The organism is Trinickia sp. HAY1-2D (assembly GCF_056754935.1).
This window is the reverse complement of sequence record NZ_JBPGWX010000002.1, coordinates 1,782,249-1,800,130: the sequence shown is the minus strand read 5'-3', so window position 1 is coordinate 1,800,130 and position 17,882 is coordinate 1,782,249. Positions and strand designations below refer to the sequence as shown.

17 protein-coding genes and 2 pseudogenes are annotated in these 17,882 nt (G+C 61.9%); 10 read left to right on the top strand and 9 right to left on the bottom strand.

Going from position 1 to position 17,882, the window contains the following annotated elements; genetic code table 11:
- Positions 1-3 precede the first annotated feature (3 nt).
- From benB to ACR9ZC_RS15515, 5 genes are all read right to left on the bottom strand, one after another.
- Positions 4-492: a benzoate 1,2-dioxygenase small subunit gene (gene benB, locus ACR9ZC_RS15535; RefSeq protein ID WP_481580989.1), complete on the bottom strand. Its 489-nt coding sequence runs from the start codon at positions 490-492 to the stop codon at positions 4-6.
- Positions 489-1,847 carry a Rieske 2Fe-2S domain-containing protein gene (locus tag ACR9ZC_RS15530; RefSeq protein ID WP_481580988.1) on the bottom strand — a complete coding sequence of 453 codons (1,359 nt, stop codon included), beginning with the start codon at positions 1,845-1,847 and terminating at the stop codon, positions 489-491. The genes benB and ACR9ZC_RS15530 overlap by 4 nt, the downstream gene beginning before the upstream one ends.
- A 17-nt stretch (positions 1,848-1,864) precedes the next feature.
- Entirely contained in the window at positions 1,865-2,800 is a 936-nt protein-coding gene (gene catA, locus ACR9ZC_RS15525) for a catechol 1,2-dioxygenase (protein WP_481580987.1), read from the bottom strand.
- Between the two features lie 70 nt (positions 2,801-2,870).
- Complete coding sequence (gene catC / locus ACR9ZC_RS15520) at positions 2,871-3,161, bottom strand: muconolactone Delta-isomerase (RefSeq protein ID WP_331574290.1); 291 nt, start codon at positions 3,159-3,161, stop codon at positions 2,871-2,873.
- 30 nt (positions 3,162-3,191) lie between these two features.
- Positions 3,192-4,334 carry a muconate/chloromuconate family cycloisomerase gene (locus tag ACR9ZC_RS15515; protein ID WP_481580986.1) on the bottom strand — a complete coding sequence of 381 codons (1,143 nt, stop codon included), beginning with the start codon at positions 4,332-4,334 and terminating at the stop codon, positions 3,192-3,194.
- 193 nt (positions 4,335-4,527) lie between these two features.
- On the opposite strand from ACR9ZC_RS15515, the gene ACR9ZC_RS15510 reads away from it, so the two are divergent.
- Positions 4,528-5,532 carry a LysR substrate-binding domain-containing protein gene (locus ACR9ZC_RS15510; protein ID WP_481580985.1) on the top strand — a complete coding sequence of 335 codons (1,005 nt, stop codon included), beginning with the start codon at positions 4,528-4,530 and terminating at the stop codon, positions 5,530-5,532.
- A 3-nt stretch (positions 5,533-5,535) separates the two neighbouring features.
- Here the strand turns inward: ACR9ZC_RS15510 and ACR9ZC_RS15505 are convergent, their stop codons facing one another.
- Positions 5,536-6,438 carry a LysR family transcriptional regulator gene (locus ACR9ZC_RS15505; protein ID WP_481580984.1) on the bottom strand — a complete coding sequence of 301 codons (903 nt, stop codon included), beginning with the start codon at positions 6,436-6,438 and terminating at the stop codon, positions 5,536-5,538.
- A 121-nt stretch (positions 6,439-6,559) separates the two neighbouring features.
- Here ACR9ZC_RS15505 and ACR9ZC_RS15500 point away from each other — a divergent pair, with 121 nt between their 5' ends.
- Positions 6,560-7,225, top strand: a complete 666-nt coding sequence (locus tag ACR9ZC_RS15500) for a glutathione S-transferase family protein (RefSeq protein ID WP_481580983.1) — start codon at positions 6,560-6,562, stop codon at positions 7,223-7,225.
- A gap of 18 nt (positions 7,226-7,243) precedes the next feature.
- A pseudogene (locus ACR9ZC_RS15495) lies at positions 7,244-8,236 on the top strand (pyridoxamine 5'-phosphate oxidase family protein); the annotation flags it as partial.
- A 16-nt stretch (positions 8,237-8,252) separates the two neighbouring features.
- Here the strand turns inward: ACR9ZC_RS15495 and ACR9ZC_RS15490 are convergent.
- Positions 8,253-9,167 carry a LysR family transcriptional regulator gene (locus tag ACR9ZC_RS15490; protein ID WP_481580982.1) on the bottom strand — a complete coding sequence of 305 codons (915 nt, stop codon included), beginning with the start codon at positions 9,165-9,167 and terminating at the stop codon, positions 8,253-8,255.
- 175 nt (positions 9,168-9,342) lie between these two features.
- Here ACR9ZC_RS15490 and ACR9ZC_RS15485 point away from each other — a divergent pair, with 175 nt between their 5' ends.
- Together ACR9ZC_RS15485 and ACR9ZC_RS15480 are read left to right on the top strand one after the other, a co-directional pair.
- Complete coding sequence (locus ACR9ZC_RS15485) at positions 9,343-10,542, top strand: M20 aminoacylase family protein (protein ID WP_481580981.1); 1,200 nt, start codon at positions 9,343-9,345, stop codon at positions 10,540-10,542.
- Positions 10,539-11,852 carry an MFS transporter gene (locus ACR9ZC_RS15480; protein WP_481580980.1) on the top strand — a complete coding sequence of 438 codons (1,314 nt, stop codon included), beginning with the start codon at positions 10,539-10,541 and terminating at the stop codon, positions 11,850-11,852. Before ACR9ZC_RS15485 ends, ACR9ZC_RS15480 begins: the two co-directional genes overlap by 4 nt.
- Before the next feature lie 64 nt (positions 11,853-11,916).
- Here the strand turns inward: ACR9ZC_RS15480 and ACR9ZC_RS15475 are convergent, their stop codons facing one another.
- Positions 11,917-12,705, bottom strand: coding sequence for an IclR family transcriptional regulator (locus ACR9ZC_RS15475; RefSeq protein ID WP_481580979.1), 789 nt, complete (start codon positions 12,703-12,705; stop codon positions 11,917-11,919).
- 156 nt (positions 12,706-12,861) lie between these two features.
- Here ACR9ZC_RS15475 and ACR9ZC_RS15470 point away from each other — a divergent pair, with 156 nt between their 5' ends.
- The 4 genes and pseudogenes from ACR9ZC_RS15470 to ACR9ZC_RS15455 all read left to right on the top strand — a co-directional run bounded on the left by ACR9ZC_RS15470 (position 12,862) and on the right by ACR9ZC_RS15455 (position 16,365).
- Positions 12,862-13,626 (top strand): ABC transporter substrate-binding protein, encoded by a 765-nt coding sequence (locus ACR9ZC_RS15470; protein ID WP_481580978.1) that lies wholly within the window; start codon positions 12,862-12,864, stop codon positions 13,624-13,626.
- Positions 13,627-13,632: 6 nt separating this feature from the next.
- Positions 13,633-14,304: an ectoine/hydroxyectoine ABC transporter permease subunit EhuD gene (gene ehuD / locus ACR9ZC_RS15465; protein ID WP_481580977.1), complete on the top strand. Its 672-nt coding sequence runs from the start codon at positions 13,633-13,635 to the stop codon at positions 14,302-14,304.
- Positions 14,301-15,062, top strand: coding sequence for an amino acid ABC transporter ATP-binding protein (locus ACR9ZC_RS15460; protein WP_481580976.1), 762 nt, complete (start codon positions 14,301-14,303; stop codon positions 15,060-15,062). The genes ehuD and ACR9ZC_RS15460 overlap by 4 nt, the downstream gene beginning before the upstream one ends.
- Positions 15,059-16,365: pseudogene (locus ACR9ZC_RS15455) on the top strand (NAD(P)/FAD-dependent oxidoreductase). Before ACR9ZC_RS15460 ends, ACR9ZC_RS15455 begins: the two are co-directional and overlap by 4 nt.
- A 33-nt stretch (positions 16,366-16,398) precedes the next feature.
- On the opposite strand, the gene ACR9ZC_RS15450 reads toward ACR9ZC_RS15455, so the two are convergent.
- Positions 16,399-16,890 (bottom strand): Lrp/AsnC family transcriptional regulator, encoded by a 492-nt coding sequence (locus ACR9ZC_RS15450; protein ID WP_481580975.1) that lies wholly within the window; start codon positions 16,888-16,890, stop codon positions 16,399-16,401.
- Between the two features lie 320 nt (positions 16,891-17,210).
- On the opposite strand from ACR9ZC_RS15450, the gene ACR9ZC_RS15445 reads away from it, so the two are divergent.
- Positions 17,211-17,879: a haloacid dehalogenase type II gene (locus tag ACR9ZC_RS15445; protein ID WP_481580974.1), complete on the top strand. Its 669-nt coding sequence runs from the start codon at positions 17,211-17,213 to the stop codon at positions 17,877-17,879.
- The last annotated feature ends 3 nt before the right edge of the window (positions 17,880-17,882 follow it).

Sequence of the window (17,882 nt, the reverse complement as noted above, 5' to 3'; positions counted from 1 at the left end):
ATCTCAGACGTGATAGACGTCGAGCACCTGACGGATATAGTCGTTCTTCAATACGATCTTCTTGGACGAGATCAACAGTTGCCCGTCGACCTGTCTCAACGTGACGAACATCGTGCCGAAGAACTGATCGGTGACCTTATAGCGATGGCTGAGCGTGTGAAAGTTGTAGCGCACGTCCAATTCATCGCCGCGCTCGGCCAGCACTTCCACGTTGGCAACGTAATGGCTGGTCCGCGGTTCGGGTGTCGACGCACCGCTGCGCTCGGTCTTGATGCGGAACACGCGGTCTTCCAGACCGCCGCGGTTCCCGTAATACATCAACGAAATCTGACGCTCGGGGTCGTCCGTGATCTGATCGTCATCGTCCCATGCCGGCATCCAGTAGGTCACGTCGCCGGTATAGCAAGCGAGCCACTCGTCCCACTGGCGGTCGTCGAGCAAGCGCGCCTCGCGGTAAAGCACGTCGCAGACGGTACGGTAGTCGAAGCTCATACCGATGCCTCCTCTCGTTCCTTGTTCGATGCATCGCGCATGACCCGCACCCAGTATTCGTGCTGACAGACAAAGAGCCCCTCGTCTTCGCTGCGCTCGCCCGAGATACGCGGCATCAATCCCATCTTCTTCGCGTTTTCGTCGGGGCCTTCCACCCACAACGGCGCGCCGCGCGAAAGGTCGTTCCATTTCGCAGTTGTACCCGCATAAGCTGTCTGGCAGGCACGAAACTCTTCGAGATCGTCGGCGGTGCCCATGCCGGTGACGTTGAAGAAATCCTCGTACTGGCGAATGCGCGTTGCGCGATCGGTCGAGTCCTCGCCCTTCGGTGCGAAGCAGAAGATCGTGACCTCGGTCTTGTCCACGCTGATTGGCCGGACCACACGGATCTGCGTACTGAACTGATCCATCAGGAAAACGTTCGGATACAGGCAGAGATTTCTCGTCTGATTGACGATGAACTCGGCCTTCGCTTCGCCGACGCGCGCCTTGATCTCGTCGCGGTGCCGATAGACGGGGCGTACCTCCGGATTCATCGTTCTGGTCCACAGCAGAATATGGCCATGGTCGAACCCGTACACACCTGCAATGGATTTGCACCAGCTGTTTGCATCGACGGCCTGCGTGCCACCCTCCTTGCGCCGCCCCATCGTCGCCGCGTAATTCCAGTGCACGGTGCTGACGTGATAGCCGTCGCAACCGTTCTCCATCTGCATCTTCCAGTTGCCTTCGTAGATGTAGGACGAATTGCCGCGCAAGACCTCCAAACCGTTCGGCGCCTGATCGACGATCTGATCGATGATGACCGTGGCCGCTCCGAGGTAATCCGCGAGTGGCTGAACGTCCGCGTTGAGGCTGCCGAACAGAAAACCGCGATAGCTCTCGAGCCGCGCCACCTTTTTCAGGTCGTGGGATCCTGCGGTGTTGAACTGCGGCGGATATTGCGTGGTCTTCTCATCCTTCACCTTCAGCAGCTTGCCTGTGTTCGAGAAAGTCCAACCGTGAAACGGACAGGTAAAGCTGCCCTTGTTGCCGTGCTTGCGCCGGCACAGCATTGCACCCTTGTGTGCGCACGCGTTGATGACTGCGTTCAGCTCGCCATTCTTGTCGCGTGTGATGACGATGGGCTGTCGGCCCATCCAGGTGGTGTAGTAATCGTTGCTGTTCGGGATCTGGCTTTCATGAGCCAGATAGACCCAGTTGTTTTCGAAGATATGCTTCATCTCCAGTTCGAACAAACCGGCGTGGGTGAAGATATCGCGGCGGCAGCGGAAAATGCCGGCCTGCTTGTCGTCCTGTACGGCGGTGGACAGCAGGCAATCGAGTTCGTTGGCGGTATCGACGATGGCGGACATATTGGCTCTCCCTGCGTTCACGCCGTGGCCGCGGCCCGCGGGCGTTGGACGATCTGATTGTCCTTGCCGCTCACCAGCGGGGTGAGCACGAAATCGAACTCGATTTCCTTGTATGGGTCGGCCTTCAGCCCCAACGCGAGCCCGCCTGTTCTTTCGACGACGTGAGGAATCAACTCCTCGCGCGTGGCATAGGCGAAGTCGTCCCAGATCAGCGGGTCGCCCTCGATGTTGAACTGCGTCGTCAATTTGCGGCAGTGCTCCGAGGTCACGAAAAAGTGCACATGGGCCGGACGGTTACCGTGCCGTGCCAACGCATTCAACAACTGCTGCGTCGCACCGTGCGGCGGACAGCCGTAGCCCACCGGCATCAGCGTGCGGATTTCGTACTTGCCGTCGGCGCCCGTTCTGACCGCGCCGCGCAGGTTGAACTCGCTTTGCTCGCCGGTCGGGTCGAAGTGAGAGTAAAAGCCCTTCGAGTTGGCGTGCCAGCATTCGACCAACGCACCTGCCACCGGCTTGCCGTCGGCGCCGCTGACCGTGCCTCGGATGACGAGCGGGCCCGCGCCCGAATCGGGATCGATGTCGATTCGGGCAACGCCATCGCGCACCGGAGCACCCGCAACATAAAGCGGGCCCTCGATCGTACGGGGTGTGCCGCCCGCGATGCCCACCGCCTTGTCCGCCGCGTCCATGCGGATGTCGAGATACTTCTCGAGGCCGATGCCCGCGGCGAGCAACGCCGCTTCGCCGTCCTGCCCGAGCTTGTTCAGATAGTTGACGCCGGCCCACACTTCGTCGGGCGTGATATCGAGGTCGTCGATGGCCTTGAACAAATCGCTGAGCAGGCGCTGGAAGATTTGCTTGAAACGGGCATCGCCGTTCTTGCCGTCCACGTTGGCCGCGGCTCGCAGCAAGTCCTGTACTTCCTTCGTATCGAACACTTTGGTGGTCATGACGGTTGTCTCCATCCAGATAGGTTTCGGGTAAGCCCGGTTTCGCACGCGCCCGCCCTTGAAAAAAACGTCAAGCGTCGCCGTCGCGAATCGACGACGGATGCCGGCACAACGGTGTCACGCAAATCTTCATGTAGGGGAAAAGCGGCAGGCCGATCAGGATGTCGTGCAGCTCGGCGTTGCTCTCGACATCGAAAACGCTGTAGTTCGCGTACTCGCCGGCGAGGCGCCAGATGTGCCGCCATTTACCGCTCGATTGCAACGTCTGCGAATACGCCTTCTCGCGGGCTTTGAGTTCGCCGGCCACATCGGCCGGCATATCGACGGGCAGACTCACGTCCATTCGTACATGAAAAAGCATGTTCAACGTCCTCTTGCCAGATGTGTGGTGTCAGGATGATTTCGTGACTTTCATCAACCCGTCGCGCGTGAAGCGCTGAATCGCGGCTTCGTCCAATTCGATGCCGAGGCCCGGACCGGTGGGCACGGTCAGTTCGTAGTCGCTGTAATCGAGCGGTTGCCGCAGGATCTCTTCGGTCAGCAACAGCGGTCCGAACAGCTCGGTTCCCCACTGCAGATTGTCGAAGCTCGCGAAGAGATGGGCCGATGCGATCGTGCTGAACGCACCTTCGAGCATCGTGCCGCCATAAAGCTCGATGCCCGCGGCATCGGCGATCGCGGCCACGCGCTGTGCCGCGAAGAGCCCACCGCATTGCTCGATCTTGATGGCGAACACATCCGCGCCATCGTGTTTGGCAATATCGAACGCGCTTTTCGGCCCCTGGACGATTTCGTCGGCCATCAGTGCGACGGGGAACCGGCGCGTGAGACGCGCCAGCGCAGCGGCGGAAGACACCGGCTGTTCGACGAGTTCGCAACCGGCGTCGGCAAGTGCAGGAATGGCGCGCGCCGCTTGCGTTTCGCTCCAGGCCATATTGACGTCGACGCGTACCGCGGCGCGCTCGCCCAGTGCCCGCTTGATTTCGGCGACGTGCTCGATGTCAGCGTCGATCGCCTGCGCACCGATCTTCAGTTTGAAGACCCTGTGCCGACGCATGTCCAGCATCTTGTGCGCTTCGTCGATGTCGCGCGCGGTGTCGCCCGATGCCAGCGTCCATGCGATCGGCAGGCGATCGCGCCGACGTCCGCCGAGCAAATCGCCCACGGATACACCGAGACGTTTGCCATGCGCGTCGAGCAGCGCCGTTTCGAGCGCGCTTTTGGCGAAATGGTTGCCTTTGACGAGCTTGCCGAGATACGCCATCAGCGCCTCGATGCGGGTCGCGTCCTTCCCGATCATCGCGGGCGCCAGATAAGCATCGATGGCCAGTTTCATCGACTCCGGGCTTTCGGGGCCATAGGCCATTCCGGCAATGGTCGTCCCCTCCCCGATGCCCACCACGTCATCGCTGCAATAGAGCTTGACGAGCATCAGCGTCTGCCCATACATCGTGGCAACCGAGAGCTTGTGGGGGCGAATCGTCGGCAGATCGACAAGGCGGGTTTCGATGCGTTGGATCGTCGGAACAGACATGGCGGATGCGGTGCGAGTGGAGTTCATGGAGTCGTTTTATACGCCCCGCCTCTCGCCAGCGTCCAACACCTTTTTTATCGAGTTCGATACCTTTAAGATATGGAACATGCGCTGCGGGCTATTTAATTCTGTGTATTGCGGCGCAACATACCCGATCGGTATGGACAAGTTGGACCGACTTTGAGGCTGCACCATGGACCTGCGCCAGCTCCGTTATTTCATTGCCGTTGCGCGCGAGCGCAATTTCACGCGTGCCTCGGAACAACTGCATATCGCGCAGCCTCCATTGAGCCGGCAAATTCAATTGCTCGAGGAAGAGCTGGGCGTTTCACTGTTGATTCGCCATAGCCGCCCGGTGCAGATGACCGAGGCCGGCCGTCTGTTCTACGAGCAAGCGATGCAGGTGCTGGGACGTGTCGAGCAGATGCAGGCCGCGACAAGACGTGTGGGTCTCAATCAGCGCAGCGTTTTGTCGATCGGCTTTGTCGCCTCCACACTTTACGGCGGGTTGCCCACCCTGATGCGCAAGCTGCGCGAACACGCACCCGAGCTCGACATACAGGTGGTCGAACTGATGTCGGTCCAGCAGATCCAGGCGTTGAAGGAAGGCCGCATTGATATCGGCTTCGGTCGCGTGCGCCACAGCGATCCGAACGTGACGGGCATCGTGCTGCGCGAGGAGCGTCTGGCGGTGGCGCTACCGATGGGCTCACCCATGGCGCACACGTCGATGCCGCTGCCCCCCACGGAACTCGATGGACAAAAGCTGATCGTCTATCCGAAAGAGCCGCGCCCGAGCTTTGCGGACCAGGTATTGAGCACGCTGAACGGTCACGGCGTCCAGCTTGGGGAAGTGCTGGAGGTGCGCGAAATCCAGACCGCGCTGGGGCTCGTCGCAGCTGAATTCGGTATTTGCGTGATTCCCTCGTCGGCGCGACAAATGCGCCGCGACGTGCATTACCGGCTGTTGGACAGCGATCGCGCAACCTCGCCCGTCATTTTCAATCACCGCGTCAACGACAACTCGAAATACCTCGTTCTCGTCAAACAATTGATCGAGGAAATGTATGCCGAACGTCCGTCATGGCTGGATGCCCATAACCTGCCCACGACGGCGGAAGGACTGAATGACGGCAACGGCCAGGAACAGGAACACACCGTCAAGCGCAAGCGGCCACGGCGCACCGCGAAGCCCTGACGGTTACAGATCGTTCGCTTGTCTCAGCATCTGCCCGAGCGCGAGCGCTTTCGCGGAGATGCGGTCCGAAGGCGGAAAAACCGCGCGAATGTCGGCCGTCGGCGTCTGCCAACCCGGCAACAGCCGCACGAGCCTGCCCGCGTTGATGTCGGCCCCGATCGAGAAATCCGTCAGCACCGCGAAACCGCCACCCGCCAACGTTGCGGCTCGGCAGGCCGGTGCCGTATTGGCGGCGATCGCACTTCGGCAGCGGATATGCTTTTTCACGCCGTGGCTATTGACGAGGTCGAACGTCAATGGCCGCCTCAGCGCCGACGCCGCGATCAACGGCAATCCTGCGAGATCCTCGGGTTTTCGTACCGGGCCGTGCTCCGCCACGAATTCCGGCGAGGCAACGGGCCAGCATACATAACTGCCGACCCGGATCGATCGGTAACTCGAATCCGCCAGCTTTCCGAGCCGAATGGCGACATCGATGTTCTCCGCAACCAGATCGACATAGCGGTCATCGCTGAGCAGTTGAATACCGAGCTGCGGGTGGGCGCGCCGCAGCGCGACCAGAGCGGGCGCGACCACCAACGCGCCATAGTCGACAGGCGCACTGACGCGCAACGTCCCTCGTAATGCGGCGTTGTCGCTTGCGATCTCGTCGATCGCCGTCTCGGTTGCGCGAAGGATGTCGCGAGCGGCGTCGTAAAAGCGGCGGCCCGCCTCGGTGAGGTTCAGGCTGCGGGTCGTACGCGTCAACAGACTGACGCCGAGCTCGGCCTCCAGCCGCTGAACGTGCGTACTGACCATCGTCTTTGCCATGCCCAGGCGTGCCGCAGCCCCCGTCAGCGACTTGGCATTGACTACCGCCACGAAGACGACGAGGCGGTTCAAGTTCACTTCACGAAGATTCGCCATCGACGTTCGCTTTAAGTGGACAGAGAAACCGTGATTATCCATCTTATCTGGAAAAGTCGGCTGCGTTACGCTGGGCATATTCCGTCGAAGCCGACGTCAATACGAAATGGAGTGAATTCACATGTCCTCTGCGCAACCGCATCCCGAGCGGCCCATTCGGCTTTACACGACCTGGCTTTCAGGCCATGGGCACCGAGTCCGTCTCTTTCTCGAACTACTCGGTTTGCCGTACGACCCGATCGAGATCGACATGTCGGCCGGCGAAAACCGTCGCCCGGAATTTCTTGCAAAAAACCCCTTTGGGCAAGTGCCGGTGATCGAGGACGGCGAGTTCGTTCTGTTCGATTCGAACGCGATCCTCGTCTACCTCGCGAAGACCTACGGCGACGAGTCGTGGCTCCCCAGCGACCCGAAAGGCGCCGCGGCCGTGCAACGGTGGCTTTCGCTGGCTGCGGGACAGCTCGCCTACGGGCCATGCGCCGCGCGTCTGGTCACGGTGTTCGACGCGAAGCTGGATTGGGAAGCCGCAAAAGCGGTCGCCGTCAAACTATTCGATGTCATCGAAAACGAAATGGCGTCGAAGCCCTTCGCAATTGGCGATCACCGAACGATCGCCGACATCGCGGCCTATTCGTATATCGCGCATGCGCCGGAAGGCGGCGTGTCGCTCGATCCGTATCCGCATCTACGCGCCTGGCTACGCCGCATCGAGGCATTGCCAGGATTCGTTCCGATGCCAACGACGCGGGCGGGGCTGTTGGCGAACGCGGCGCCCGAGCGTTCGTGATTACCTTGGAGCCGAGCGATGACTGCAATCGATAGCGCTGCGGCGCCAGGCGGATCCGGCGGCGGGTCGCCGTTTCACGAAGGTGAGCTCGCGGCTCAAAGCCGCGCCGGCGTTCGCGAGGCAGCGGATGCTGCCGGCCGACGCGGCATCCGCGATCATATGCCCGACCAACACCGTCAGTTCTACGAGCAGTTGCCCTTCATGATCGTCGGTGGCATCGATCAGTTCGGGCAACCGTGGGCGACGATGCGAATCGGGCACCCCGGCTTCGTGTCGTCACCGGATCCTCGGACGCTTCGCCTGGCGGGAACCACCCTCCCCGGCGATCCGCTGGACGGCGCGTGGTACCCCGGTGCCTTCTTCGGCGGCCTGGGCATCGAACTGCCGACGCGCCGTCGCAATCGGATCAATGGCGTCGTTGTCGCATTGGCAGACGTTGCGTTGACCGTGAGCGTCGGTCAAAGCTTTGGAAACTGCGCCCGATTCATCCAGGCTCGCACACCTGAACGAATCGATATCGGCAACTCACCGCCGGGGCAAGCGGCCGTTCAAACGAAGGGCTCTGCACTTTCGGACGCGGACCGCGCGTTGCTCGAACGTGCCGACACGCTATTCATCGCGTCGGCGCATACATCACCGAACGCCGGCGCTGCGCGCGGCGTGGACGTTTCGCATCGCGGCGGAATGCCGGGCTTCGTTCGCGTCGAGAGCCCCGTGACGTTCTGCATTCCGGACTATGCCGGCAATCGACTTTTGAACACGATCGGCAATCTGACAGCTTCGCCGCTCGCGGGACTGCTCGTTCCCGACTTCGAATCCGGCGATTTGCTCTATATCGCGGCTGAAGCCGAGATCGTTTGGGAAGGCGCGGTGCTGAACGAATTCGAGGGCGCGCAGCGAGTCATCCGCTTTCACGTGAGAGAAACGAGGCGCAGCCTCGGCGTGCTGCCGTTTCGCTGGACGCCTCCGCAGTACGCACCGCAATTCGGTACTGCCACGGCTGGCACGGCCAATCGCGTTCAGCCGGTCAGACCGACGACATGACACGCACGATTTCCTTCCAAAGAAAGTTTCCGGCGGGAGGAAGACGGCGACCAGCGCGCATCACGATGAACCGGTCCAACGAACGCGCGATCGGATGATCGATCGGAATCGCGCGGACCTCGCCGTTGGCGATCGGTCTGGCGGCTGCCCGCCGTGTCATGAACGCGATGGCCAGCCCCTCGGCGGCCATCGTCAATGCGGTCACGAACCGATCGCATTTGAACCGAGGTACGAGCATCGGGCGGATATCGTGGAAGATCGCATCGATGTACCGCTGTACGGCGAAGGTATCCGGCATGAAAACGAGGTTTTCGTCCACCAGTTGAGCGGGCGAGACAGTCCCGAGGCCGGCTAGCGGGTGGGTGGGAGAGACGATCGCGCATAACGGTTCGCTTTGCAGCCGCCGCATCACGAGCGAAGGGTCCTTCTCTATTCCGGCCATCAAGCAGATATCGACCTCGTCGTCCCGAACCATGCGCAGCATGTCGGGCAAGATCGGACTGCATAGTTCCACCGTGATCTGCGGGAATTGCGCGTTGAACCGCTTGAGCACGCCCGCCACGAAATCATTGACGAACCCTTCGGCGATGCCGAGCGTCAGACGGCCGCGGCGCAATTCCCGATACTCCTCGAGCTGCGATCTGAAACGGCGCGCATTACGCTCGCATTCGCGAAAGTAGTCGACTACCGCATGCCCCGCTTCGGTCAACGTCACTGCGCGCCCCTTGCGCGATACCAGGGCGAGCTGCAACTCGCGCTGCATCGAAGCGATCTGCCGGCTGATCGTCAATACGTTCACGTCCAGCGATTCCGCCGCCCCCCGCATTGTCCCGTGGACATCGATCGCCTCGAGATAGGACATCGTCCGGTCGCTGATGGCGGGTTCGAGAGCGCCCATCGCAGGATCCTCCGTTGCATCGAATGCAACAGTTTCGCACGTCTGAGCGCATGGATCGCTTTTATTGCCTTGGGATAATGCCGGCTGGGGCACGACAAGACCGAACGCGCACAGCGACGCGGGTCGCGTGCCGGCGTGCCCGGGTGCAGGTGCCTAAGAGCGAGGAGAACGACCGATGCGTGAAACGCAACCATCCCGATACTGTGAGCTGGCCGACCTCGCCGATGCGAGACCGCAACTCGACGAAATCCGCCATCACATTCACCGGCATCCCGAGCTGACGTACGAGGAAGCGGCAACGTCGCGCCTTGTCGCCGAAAAGCTCGAAGCGTGGGGCTACGTCGTGACGCGCAATGTCGGCGGACACGGCGTCGTGGCATCGCTGAGTGCGGGAAGCAGCCCGCGTACCGTGGGCGTGCGCGCCGACATGGATGCGTTGCCGATTAAGGAACTGACTGGCCTGCCCTATGCAAGCATCCACGACGGCAAGATGCACGCCTGCGGTCACGACGGTCATACGACGGTGCTGCTCGGCGCCGCGCAGCAGCTTGCGAAGACGCGCAACTTCGACGGCACCGTGCACTTGATCTTTCAGCCGGCCGAAGAGGCCGGCTCCGACAGCGGCGCGCAACGCATGATTGCCGATGGACTGTTCGAGCGGTTTCCTTGCGAAGCGATCTTCGGTCTGCACAATCATCCCGGCGTGCCGGCGGGCACGTTCGGTTTGCGCACCGGCCCGCTGATGGCCGCGTGCGACACGGTCAAGGTGCGCATCGTCGGGCGTGGGGGACACGCGGCTCGGCCGCACCTCGCAATCGACCCGGTGGTGGTCGGCAGCAGCATCGTCATGGCGTTGCAATCGATCGTGTCGCGCAACGTCGATCCGACCGAGGCCGCCGTCATCACAGTCGGATCGTTCCGCTCAGGCCATGCGCCGAACGTGATTCCCGAAGATGCCGTGCTGGAAATGAGCGTGCGCTCGTTCTCGCCGACGGTGCGCGAAACGTTGGAGGAACGGATCCGGGGGCTGATCGCCTCTCAGGCGCAGGCTTACGGCGCGACGGCCGAGATCGACTTCATTCGCGGCTACCCCGTGCTGATCAACAGCGAGAACGAAACGGTATTCGCCCGCCGGATCGCGGAGGAACTCGTCGGTCCGGAACACGTGATTTTCCCGTTTCCGGCCATCGCCGGCAGCGAAGACTTCGCCTACTACCTGCACAAAGTCCCCGGCTGCTTCATCCGCCTCGGCAACGGCGAAGGCCGCCCGATGCTGCACAACGCGCACTACGACTTCAACGATGACAATCTCACGATCGGCGCAGCCTTCTGGACGCGTCTCGTCGAGCGCTTCCTGAGCAAGGACCGGGCATGAACACCACCGCGCAATCCGTTTCCCAAGCAAGCGCACGCAACGATGCGCAAATGACGCCCGCGCAGCAGCGCAAGATCGTATTCGCGGCAGTCATCGGCAATCTGCTCGAATTCTTCGACTTCACCGTCTACAGCTATTTCGCGCTGACGATCGGCAAGCAGTTCTTTCCATCGAGCGATCCGATCATGTCGTCGCTGCTCGCATTCGCGGTATTCGCCGTCGGTTTCGTGATGCGCCCGCTCGGTGGCTTCGTGCTCGGCCGGTACGCCGATCGGGCGGGCCGCAAGCCCGCGCTGACGTTGACCATTCTGCTGATGGCGGTGGGTTCGGCTGCCATCGGTATCGCGCCGACGTACGCGCAGATCGGAGTGGCAGCGCCGCTGCTGATCATCGTCGCGCGGCTGGTCCAGGGCTTCGCGCAGGGCGGCGAGTTCGGCTCGGCTACCGCGACCTTGCTGGAAATGGGCGGCGCGCGCAGCCGCGGTTTTCGCGCGAGCTGGCAGTTGGCGAGCCAAGGCGCGGCGGCCCTGCTGGGCTCCGGTCTCGCGGCGAGTCTGGGCTTCCTGCTCTCCGACGCAACCATGCACAACTGGGGCTGGCGCATCCCGTTTCTCATGGGTACGCTGATCGCGCCGGTCGGCATCTATCTGCGCCGGCATATCCGCGAAGAAGCGCCCGCCGCGAAAGCCATGGCGAGCCGCGACGATCCGAAGCGCGGCCTCTACGTGCGCAACTGGTTCTTGACGATCTTCGCGATCATGGGCATGTCCGTCTCGACCTACGTGATGATGTATTACATGCCGACGTACTGCATCCAGTATCTGGGTCTGCCGCCGAAAATGTCGATGCTGGCGGGCGTCGCGTCGAGCGTCATCTCGCTCGTGATGTGTCCGATCTATGGCGCATTGTCCGATCGCATGGGCAAGCGCAAGCCGCTGACACAGATCGGCCGCATCGCGCTGATCGTGCTCTTGTATCCCGCGTTCTGGGTCATGACGCACTTTCCGTCGCTGCCGGTCGTGCTGGCCGCGCTGATCGCGCTGATGCTCTGCTACACGATGGGCTCCGCGCCCGCCTACGCGCTGATGCCCGAGAACTTCCCGAAGCATCTGCGCGCGGGTTACATGTCGAGCGCCTATGCGATCGCGGTCTCGGTTTTCGGCGGCACGGCGCAACTCGTCGCCGCATGGCTGATTCGTTCGACGGGCAACAAGATGGCGCCGGCCTGGTACATGATCGGCTGCGTGCTGATTTCGTTGATCGCCGTATCGATGTTCGAGGAAACGGGCGGCAAGGCGCTCGACGACTGACGCGCAAGCGCCGCGGCCCGGCCTGCTCATCGTGCTCGCTCCCAGCGCGGCGATCAGGTCTTTTTCAGCCCAAAGCCCGCACTGAAGAACTGATCGCCCGCGCGCATTGCAACAGCGGCGGCCCGAGTTTGGCTTCCATCTCCTCCAGGCTCCACCGCCCCGTCGGTGCGACGAGGTGAACAGCACCTAGCGGGCGACCGTTGGCACTGACGATCGGCGCCGCGATGGTCATGTCGCCCAGGAAAAGTTCTTCGCGATTCGTAGCGTAGCCTCGCTGGCGTGCCTCGCGCAGCGCCTGCATGATGTCGGCCACTTCGGTCCGGGTATGGGTCGTATGCGCGATGCGGTCCGACGCCTCGACGATCGAGCGTGCTTCGGGCTCGGCCAGCGCGGAAAGATAGGCACGTCCCGATGCCGTGCAATACATCGGAATGCGGCTGCCGATCGGCATATGCACCGGCACGAAGTGCGCGCTCACGAAGCGTGCGACGTACACCATCTCCCCTTGATCCGGTTCGGTCAAGCACGATGTTTCCGTGGTGAGCTTGGTCAATTCGGCCAAGAAGGGATTCGCCACGTCGATGAGCGTGTCGGCGGCCAGATAATTGAAGCCGATCTTCATCACTGCGGGAGTGAGCTGGTAGCGGCGCGTTTGCGGATGCTTACGCAGATAGCCAAGCTGCTCCAGCGTGAAGATCATCCGCTGAGCCGAGCTCTTGTTGATGCCCACCGCGGCAGCCACCTCGGCAATCGTCATCGTGCGGCGCTGTGCGTCGAAGCTGCTCAATACGGCCAGCCCCTTTTCCAAAGACTGATTGAACAGCAGGTTGGGCGCGTCGTCGGATGCAGTCATGTCTGAAGAAAATGTTCGTTCGGCTCTACTAAGGACAAAGAATCGCATATCGATTCGACTGAGTCGATATATGGTTTTCCATTATGGTTTATCGATTTTTTACAATCGATGATCGGACCTAACCAGGCGAACTGCTTTTCTGCAAGGAGGTGTCCGATGTCTCTCGTCTCTTTTTCGCGTCGCGCCGCATTGGCGCTGGCCCTGCTCGGCACCGCAGCCGTTGCGTGGGCGCAAGGCGGCTCAGCCACCTACAACGTCGGCGCCACGGCGACCGGTGTGCCGTTCACCTTCCTCGACGTCAAAAGCAATTCGATTCAAGGGATGATGGTCGATACCGTCACCGCCGTCGGCAAGGCGGGCGGCTTCAACGTGAACGTGCAGCAAACCGTGTTTTCCGCGCTCATTCCCTCGCTCACGTCCAACAAGATCGACATCATTTCGGCTGCCATGCTGAAGACACCGGCGCGCGCACAGGTGGTGGACTTTTCCGATCCGGTCTATTCGTACGGAGAAGGCTTGCTCGTCAAGGCCGACGACAACAAGGCCTATACCTCGCTAGACGACTTGAAGGGCGAAGTAGTGGGTGCGCAAGTCGGCACTGTGTTCCTCGACATGCTCAACAAAAAAGGCATTTTCAAGGAAGTGCGCAGCTACGACTCCATCGCCGACATGACGCGCGACTTGGCGCTCGGGCGCATCAAGGCCGGCCTCGGCGATCAACCCATCGTCGCTTACCAGATCCGCCAGAACACGCTGCACGGCGTCAAGCTCGTGTCGAGCTACAAGCCCGTCAATGTGGGCGATGTCTGCCTGGTCGTCCGCAAGGGCGATAGCGAGCTGCTCGGTCGTATCAACAAGGCCATCGCCAAGATCAAGAGCGATGGCACGTTGTCGTCGATCGTGCAGAAGTGGGGCATCTGATTCGCCATGAGTGCCGCGGCGTTCCTCCAGCAAGCGATAGCGTTCCTGCCGATTCTGTTAAAGGGCGCGGTGGTCACGGTGCAAGTGACCGTGTTGTCGTTCGTGTTGAGCAGCGTGATCGGACTCGCCCTCGCACTGATGCGGCTCTCGCCCGTGCGTGCCGTGTCGACCATAGGCGCGAGCATCGTCAATGTCATCCGCGGGCTGCCGATCATCGTCCAGCTCTTCTATATTTATTTCGTACTGCCTGACATTGGGATTCAACTGAGCGCGTTTCAGGCCGGCGTCATCGGGCTGGGGATCGCGTACTCCGCCTATCAGGCCGAAAACTTCCGCGCCGGCATCGAGGCCGTGGACGCCGGCCAGCACGAAGCCGCTCGAGCGCTCGGTATGCGCGGCGCGCTCGTCATGCGCCGCGTGATCCTGCCGCAGGCCTTCCGTATCGCGTTGCCGCCCTATGGCAATACGCTGGTGATGATGCTCAAGGATTCGTCGCTCGTTTCCACCATTACGGTGGCGGAAATGACGCGCGCCGGGCAGCTGATCGCCTCCTCCACTTTCCAGAACATGACCGTTTATACGCTCGTCGCGTTGCTGTATCTGTTGATGAGTTTGCCGCTGGTATATGGACTGCGCAGGCTCGAGCGCCGTATGGGCGCCGGCAGGAATAAACCATGATCGAGATTCGCGGGTTGCACAAACATTTCGGCGATCACCATGTGCTGCGCGGCGTGAACCTCGCGGTCGACAAGGGCGAAGTGGTCTGTCTCATCGGCCCGTCCGGCTCGGGCAAGTCCACGGTCCTGCGGTGCATCAACGGGCTCGAGTCGTACGACGGCGGCGAGATCGTGGCATTCGGCGAACGCGTAGACCAGACCAGCAAGACGATTCATACGCTGCGAAGCCGCATGGGTATGGTGTTCCAGCGGTTCAACCTGTTCCCCCACCGCACCGTCCTCGCAAATGTGATGGAAGGCCCCGTCTATGTGAAGCGCGAACAGCCCGGCGCTGCGCGCGCGAAGGCGATGGCGCTGCTCGACAAAGTTGGACTCGCCACCAAGGCGCAGGCTTATCCCAATCAACTCTCCGGCGGTCAGCAACAACGCGTCGCCATTGCGCGGGCGCTGGCGATGGAACCCGAGGCCATGCTGTTCGACGAGCCCACCTCCGCGTTGGATCCCGAGCTCGTGGGCGATGTGCTCGAAGTCATGCGCAGGCTCGCAAGCGAAGGCATGACGATGATCGTGGTGACGCATGAGATGGGCTTTGCGCGCGAGGTGGCCGATCGCGTCTGCTTCCTCCATAGCGGCACCATCGTCGAGGCGGGCACCGCGGCACAAGTACTGGGCGCGCCGCGCGAGCCGCGGACGCAGGATTTCCTGCGCCGCGTGCTGCACCGGCCCGCTGACGTCGCAACGGGGGATGCAGGTCTATGACCGTACCGCGCACCGACTCGGAAAAGACGAGCGAGCCGCTGCCGCCTTCGCTGTGGGCCGCCACGGCCCCTGCAGCGCCGGCTGCCCCCCGTTGCTCGAATCGACGGCCACGGACGTGCTCGTCATCGGCGGCGGTTATACCGGCCTTTCCACGGCGTTGCACCTGGCCGAACGCGGTGTCGGAGTGACGGTGCTGGAGGCCAATGAACCCGGCTGGGGCGCGTCGGGCCGCAATGGCGGACAGGTGAACCCGACACTGAAGCACGACCCGGACGATCTCGTGCGCATGTTGGGTGCCGAGCGCGCCGAACCGTTGATCGATGCGATATCGCGTTCGGCGGATCTCGTCTTCGATCTGATCGACCGGCATGCCATCGACTGTCAGCCCGTACGCGCGGGCTGGCTGCAACTGTCCTATTCGGAGAAAGGCGTTCCGGCCATGCATGCGCGGGCGCGGCAATGGGGGCGGCGCGGTGTGCCCATCGAGTTGCTCGACCGGGCCGCCGTGGCTCGGCGCGTGGGCACCGAAGCGTTTGCGGGCGGTTGGCTCGATGGCCGCGCAGGCGCCATTCAGCCATTGGCGTACGCACGCGGGCTCGCGCGTGCGGTGCAAAAAGCCGGGGGCGCTGTGCATGCGCGAACGACCGTCGCCAAGCTGGAGCGGCAAGGCACGCGCTGGATCGCGACCACTTTGGATGGCCACGAAGTGCGCGCCGAGCGTGTCGTGATCGCCACGAACGGCTACACCGGCTCGTTATGGCCGGGCTTGGCGCAGACCGTCCTGAGCGCCAACAGTTTCATCGTCGCCACGCGGCCGCTGAGCGCAGCGCATGCGCAAGCCATCCTCGCTCGCGGCGAGACCGCCTCGACCTCACAGCGGCTGCTGCTGTATTTCCGTAAAGATGCGGCGGGCCGCTTGTTGATGGGTGGACGCGGTTTCTTTACCGAGCCGCGCGGGCCGAGCGATTTTGCGCATCTCGAGCGCTCGCTCGAATTGCTGTTCCCGCAGTTGGGACCGCTCGATTACGAGTATCGCTGGGCCGGGCGAATTGCCATTACACGGGATTTCATGCCGCATATCCACGAGCCGGCGCCGGGCGTGACGATGGCGCTCGGGTGCAATGGGCGCGGCATTGCGCTCTGTACCAGTCTCGGTCGGCACATCGCGGCGCGGCTCGCCGGCAACGTCAACCGGTTTCCGTATCCGCAATCGCCGATCACTCCGATTCCGCTGCATGGGCTTCAGCGCTTTTATATTGCGGCGGGGGTCGCATGGTACAGCCTGCTCGACAAGGTTGGATGAGCGGATCACCCGACCGTATGGCCGACGACCGCCTCACTTCGCCGTAAGGAGGGCATCGAGACGATAGCGCCTCTTGACGATGGGCGATTCGATGATCACGTAGCTGAAGTACGTGTGGATCCCAATGTCGCGCTCGAGCAGCCCCTCGATCAGGCTGTGGTAGTGCGCGATGTCGCGCGTGACGAACTTCAGCAGAAAGTCGTAGCCGCCCGTCGCGTGATGGCACTCCATGATCTCGTCGATGCCGCGAATCGCGTCGATGAAGCGCACGAAGTCTTCGCGGCGGTGATCCGCGAGCGTGATCTTGGCGAACACGATCTGGACGTCCCCGAGCTTCTCGATCTTCAATATCGCGCCGTAGCCCGCGATGAACCCCGCCGCCTCGAGCCGCTTGACGCGCGTCAGACACGGGCTGGGCGACAGTCCAACGGCGTCGGACAGTTCCACGTTGGTCATGCGGCCGCGCATTTGCAGCTCGCTGAGAATGCGCAAGTCCAGCCGGTCAAGCGTGCAATCCGTTTTCATCCCCGCCCCGCCTCCATACGAGTGCCGTCGCGTGCGCCACGGGATCAATAGTAGTCCTACAAGCACGAACGACGATAAGACGATTTTGCTGTTTTGCGTCGATGTTGCAGCGTGTCATTTCCTGCCGCAGGAACTGCCGCGAATCCTCCCGAAAACGGGTGAAACTCGTTTTTTGGCCTCTTCAATTCGGTGTAGTCGCGAAGTCGTCCCCGCTTAAATTTCATCTACCGACCTTTCCATCGGTGCTTGCCCGACGTGGTGTGCGGCAAGCCCTTCGTTCAAGAGTCCCTTGGGATTCGTCACTCATCGAGACTGAAGACATGATCGACTTCGAGCCGAAATTCATCACGTTCGATTGCTACGGCACCCTGGTCAACTTTCGCATGGCCGAAACGGCGCGAGAGATCTATGGCAACCGCCTCCACGGGCAAGAGCTGGAACGTTTCGTCAAGCTGTTCGCCGCCTATCGTCGCGACGAAGTGCTCGGGGCCTGGAAACCCTACCGTCAGGTCGTCCTGAACGCCGTGCGCCGCACCTGCGAACGCACCGGCGTGCCCTACATCGAAGGCGAGGCCGAAAAATTCTATCTGGCAGTGCCGACATGGGGGCCGCATCCGGATGTCCCCGAAGGCCTCTCGCGGCTTGCGAAGAAATACAAGCTGGTCGGCCTGAGCAACGCGGACAACTCGCAGATCATGAGCAACATCGAGAAGCTCGGGGCGCCGTTTCATGCCGTCATCACGGCCGAAGATGCCCAGGCCTATAAGCCGCGCATGCAAGGCTTCGAATATATGTTCAAAAAGCTCGACGTGCAGCCTCACGAGATCCTGCACGTCTCCTCGAGCCCGCGCTACGACCTGATGACCGCGCACGATCTCGGCATCGTGCATAAGGCGCATGTGCTGCGCGGCCACGAACCGGAAGCACCGGAATACGGTTATACGCCCGTCAAGACCATCATCGAATTGGCCGAACAGCTTGGCCTGTAAGCG

What these genes read in the sequence shown, in the direction of transcription:
- catA (WP_481580987.1), bottom strand. Translation starts at nt 2,800, where the DNA reads ATGACCACCAAAGTGTTCGATACGAAGGAAGTACAGGACTTGCTGCGA.
- benB (WP_481580989.1), bottom strand. Translation starts at nt 492, where the DNA reads ATGAGCTTCGACTACCGTACCGTCTGCGACGTGCTTTACCGCGAGGCG.
- ehuD (WP_481580977.1), top strand. Translation starts at nt 13,633, where the DNA reads ATGAGTGCCGCGGCGTTCCTCCAGCAAGCGATAGCGTTCCTGCCGATT.
- ACR9ZC_RS15450 (WP_481580975.1), bottom strand. Translation starts at nt 16,890, where the DNA reads ATGAAAACGGATTGCACGCTTGACCGGCTGGACTTGCGCATTCTCAGC.
- ACR9ZC_RS15460 (WP_481580976.1), top strand. Translation starts at nt 14,301, where the DNA reads ATGATCGAGATTCGCGGGTTGCACAAACATTTCGGCGATCACCATGTG.
- ACR9ZC_RS15470 (WP_481580978.1), top strand. Translation starts at nt 12,862, where the DNA reads ATGTCTCTCGTCTCTTTTTCGCGTCGCGCCGCATTGGCGCTGGCCCTG.
- ACR9ZC_RS15485 (WP_481580981.1), top strand. Translation starts at nt 9,343, where the DNA reads ATGCGTGAAACGCAACCATCCCGATACTGTGAGCTGGCCGACCTCGCC.
- ACR9ZC_RS15505 (WP_481580984.1), bottom strand. Translation starts at nt 6,438, where the DNA reads ATGGCGAATCTTCGTGAAGTGAACTTGAACCGCCTCGTCGTCTTCGTG.
- ACR9ZC_RS15475 (WP_481580979.1), bottom strand. Translation starts at nt 12,705, where the DNA reads ATGACTGCATCCGACGACGCGCCCAACCTGCTGTTCAATCAGTCTTTG.
- ACR9ZC_RS15490 (WP_481580982.1), bottom strand. Translation starts at nt 9,167, where the DNA reads ATGGGCGCTCTCGAACCCGCCATCAGCGACCGGACGATGTCCTATCTC.
- ACR9ZC_RS15480 (WP_481580980.1), top strand. Translation starts at nt 10,539, where the DNA reads ATGAACACCACCGCGCAATCCGTTTCCCAAGCAAGCGCACGCAACGAT.
- ACR9ZC_RS15445 (WP_481580974.1), top strand. Translation starts at nt 17,211, where the DNA reads ATGATCGACTTCGAGCCGAAATTCATCACGTTCGATTGCTACGGCACC.
- ACR9ZC_RS15500 (WP_481580983.1), top strand. Translation starts at nt 6,560, where the DNA reads ATGTCCTCTGCGCAACCGCATCCCGAGCGGCCCATTCGGCTTTACACG.
- ACR9ZC_RS15515 (WP_481580986.1), bottom strand. Translation starts at nt 4,334, where the DNA reads ATGTCTGTTCCGACGATCCAACGCATCGAAACCCGCCTTGTCGATCTG.
- catC (WP_331574290.1), bottom strand. Translation starts at nt 3,161, where the DNA reads ATGCTTTTTCATGTACGAATGGACGTGAGTCTGCCCGTCGATATGCCG.
- ACR9ZC_RS15510 (WP_481580985.1), top strand. Translation starts at nt 4,528, where the DNA reads ATGGACCTGCGCCAGCTCCGTTATTTCATTGCCGTTGCGCGCGAGCGC.
- ACR9ZC_RS15530 (WP_481580988.1), bottom strand. Translation starts at nt 1,847, where the DNA reads ATGTCCGCCATCGTCGATACCGCCAACGAACTCGATTGCCTGCTGTCC.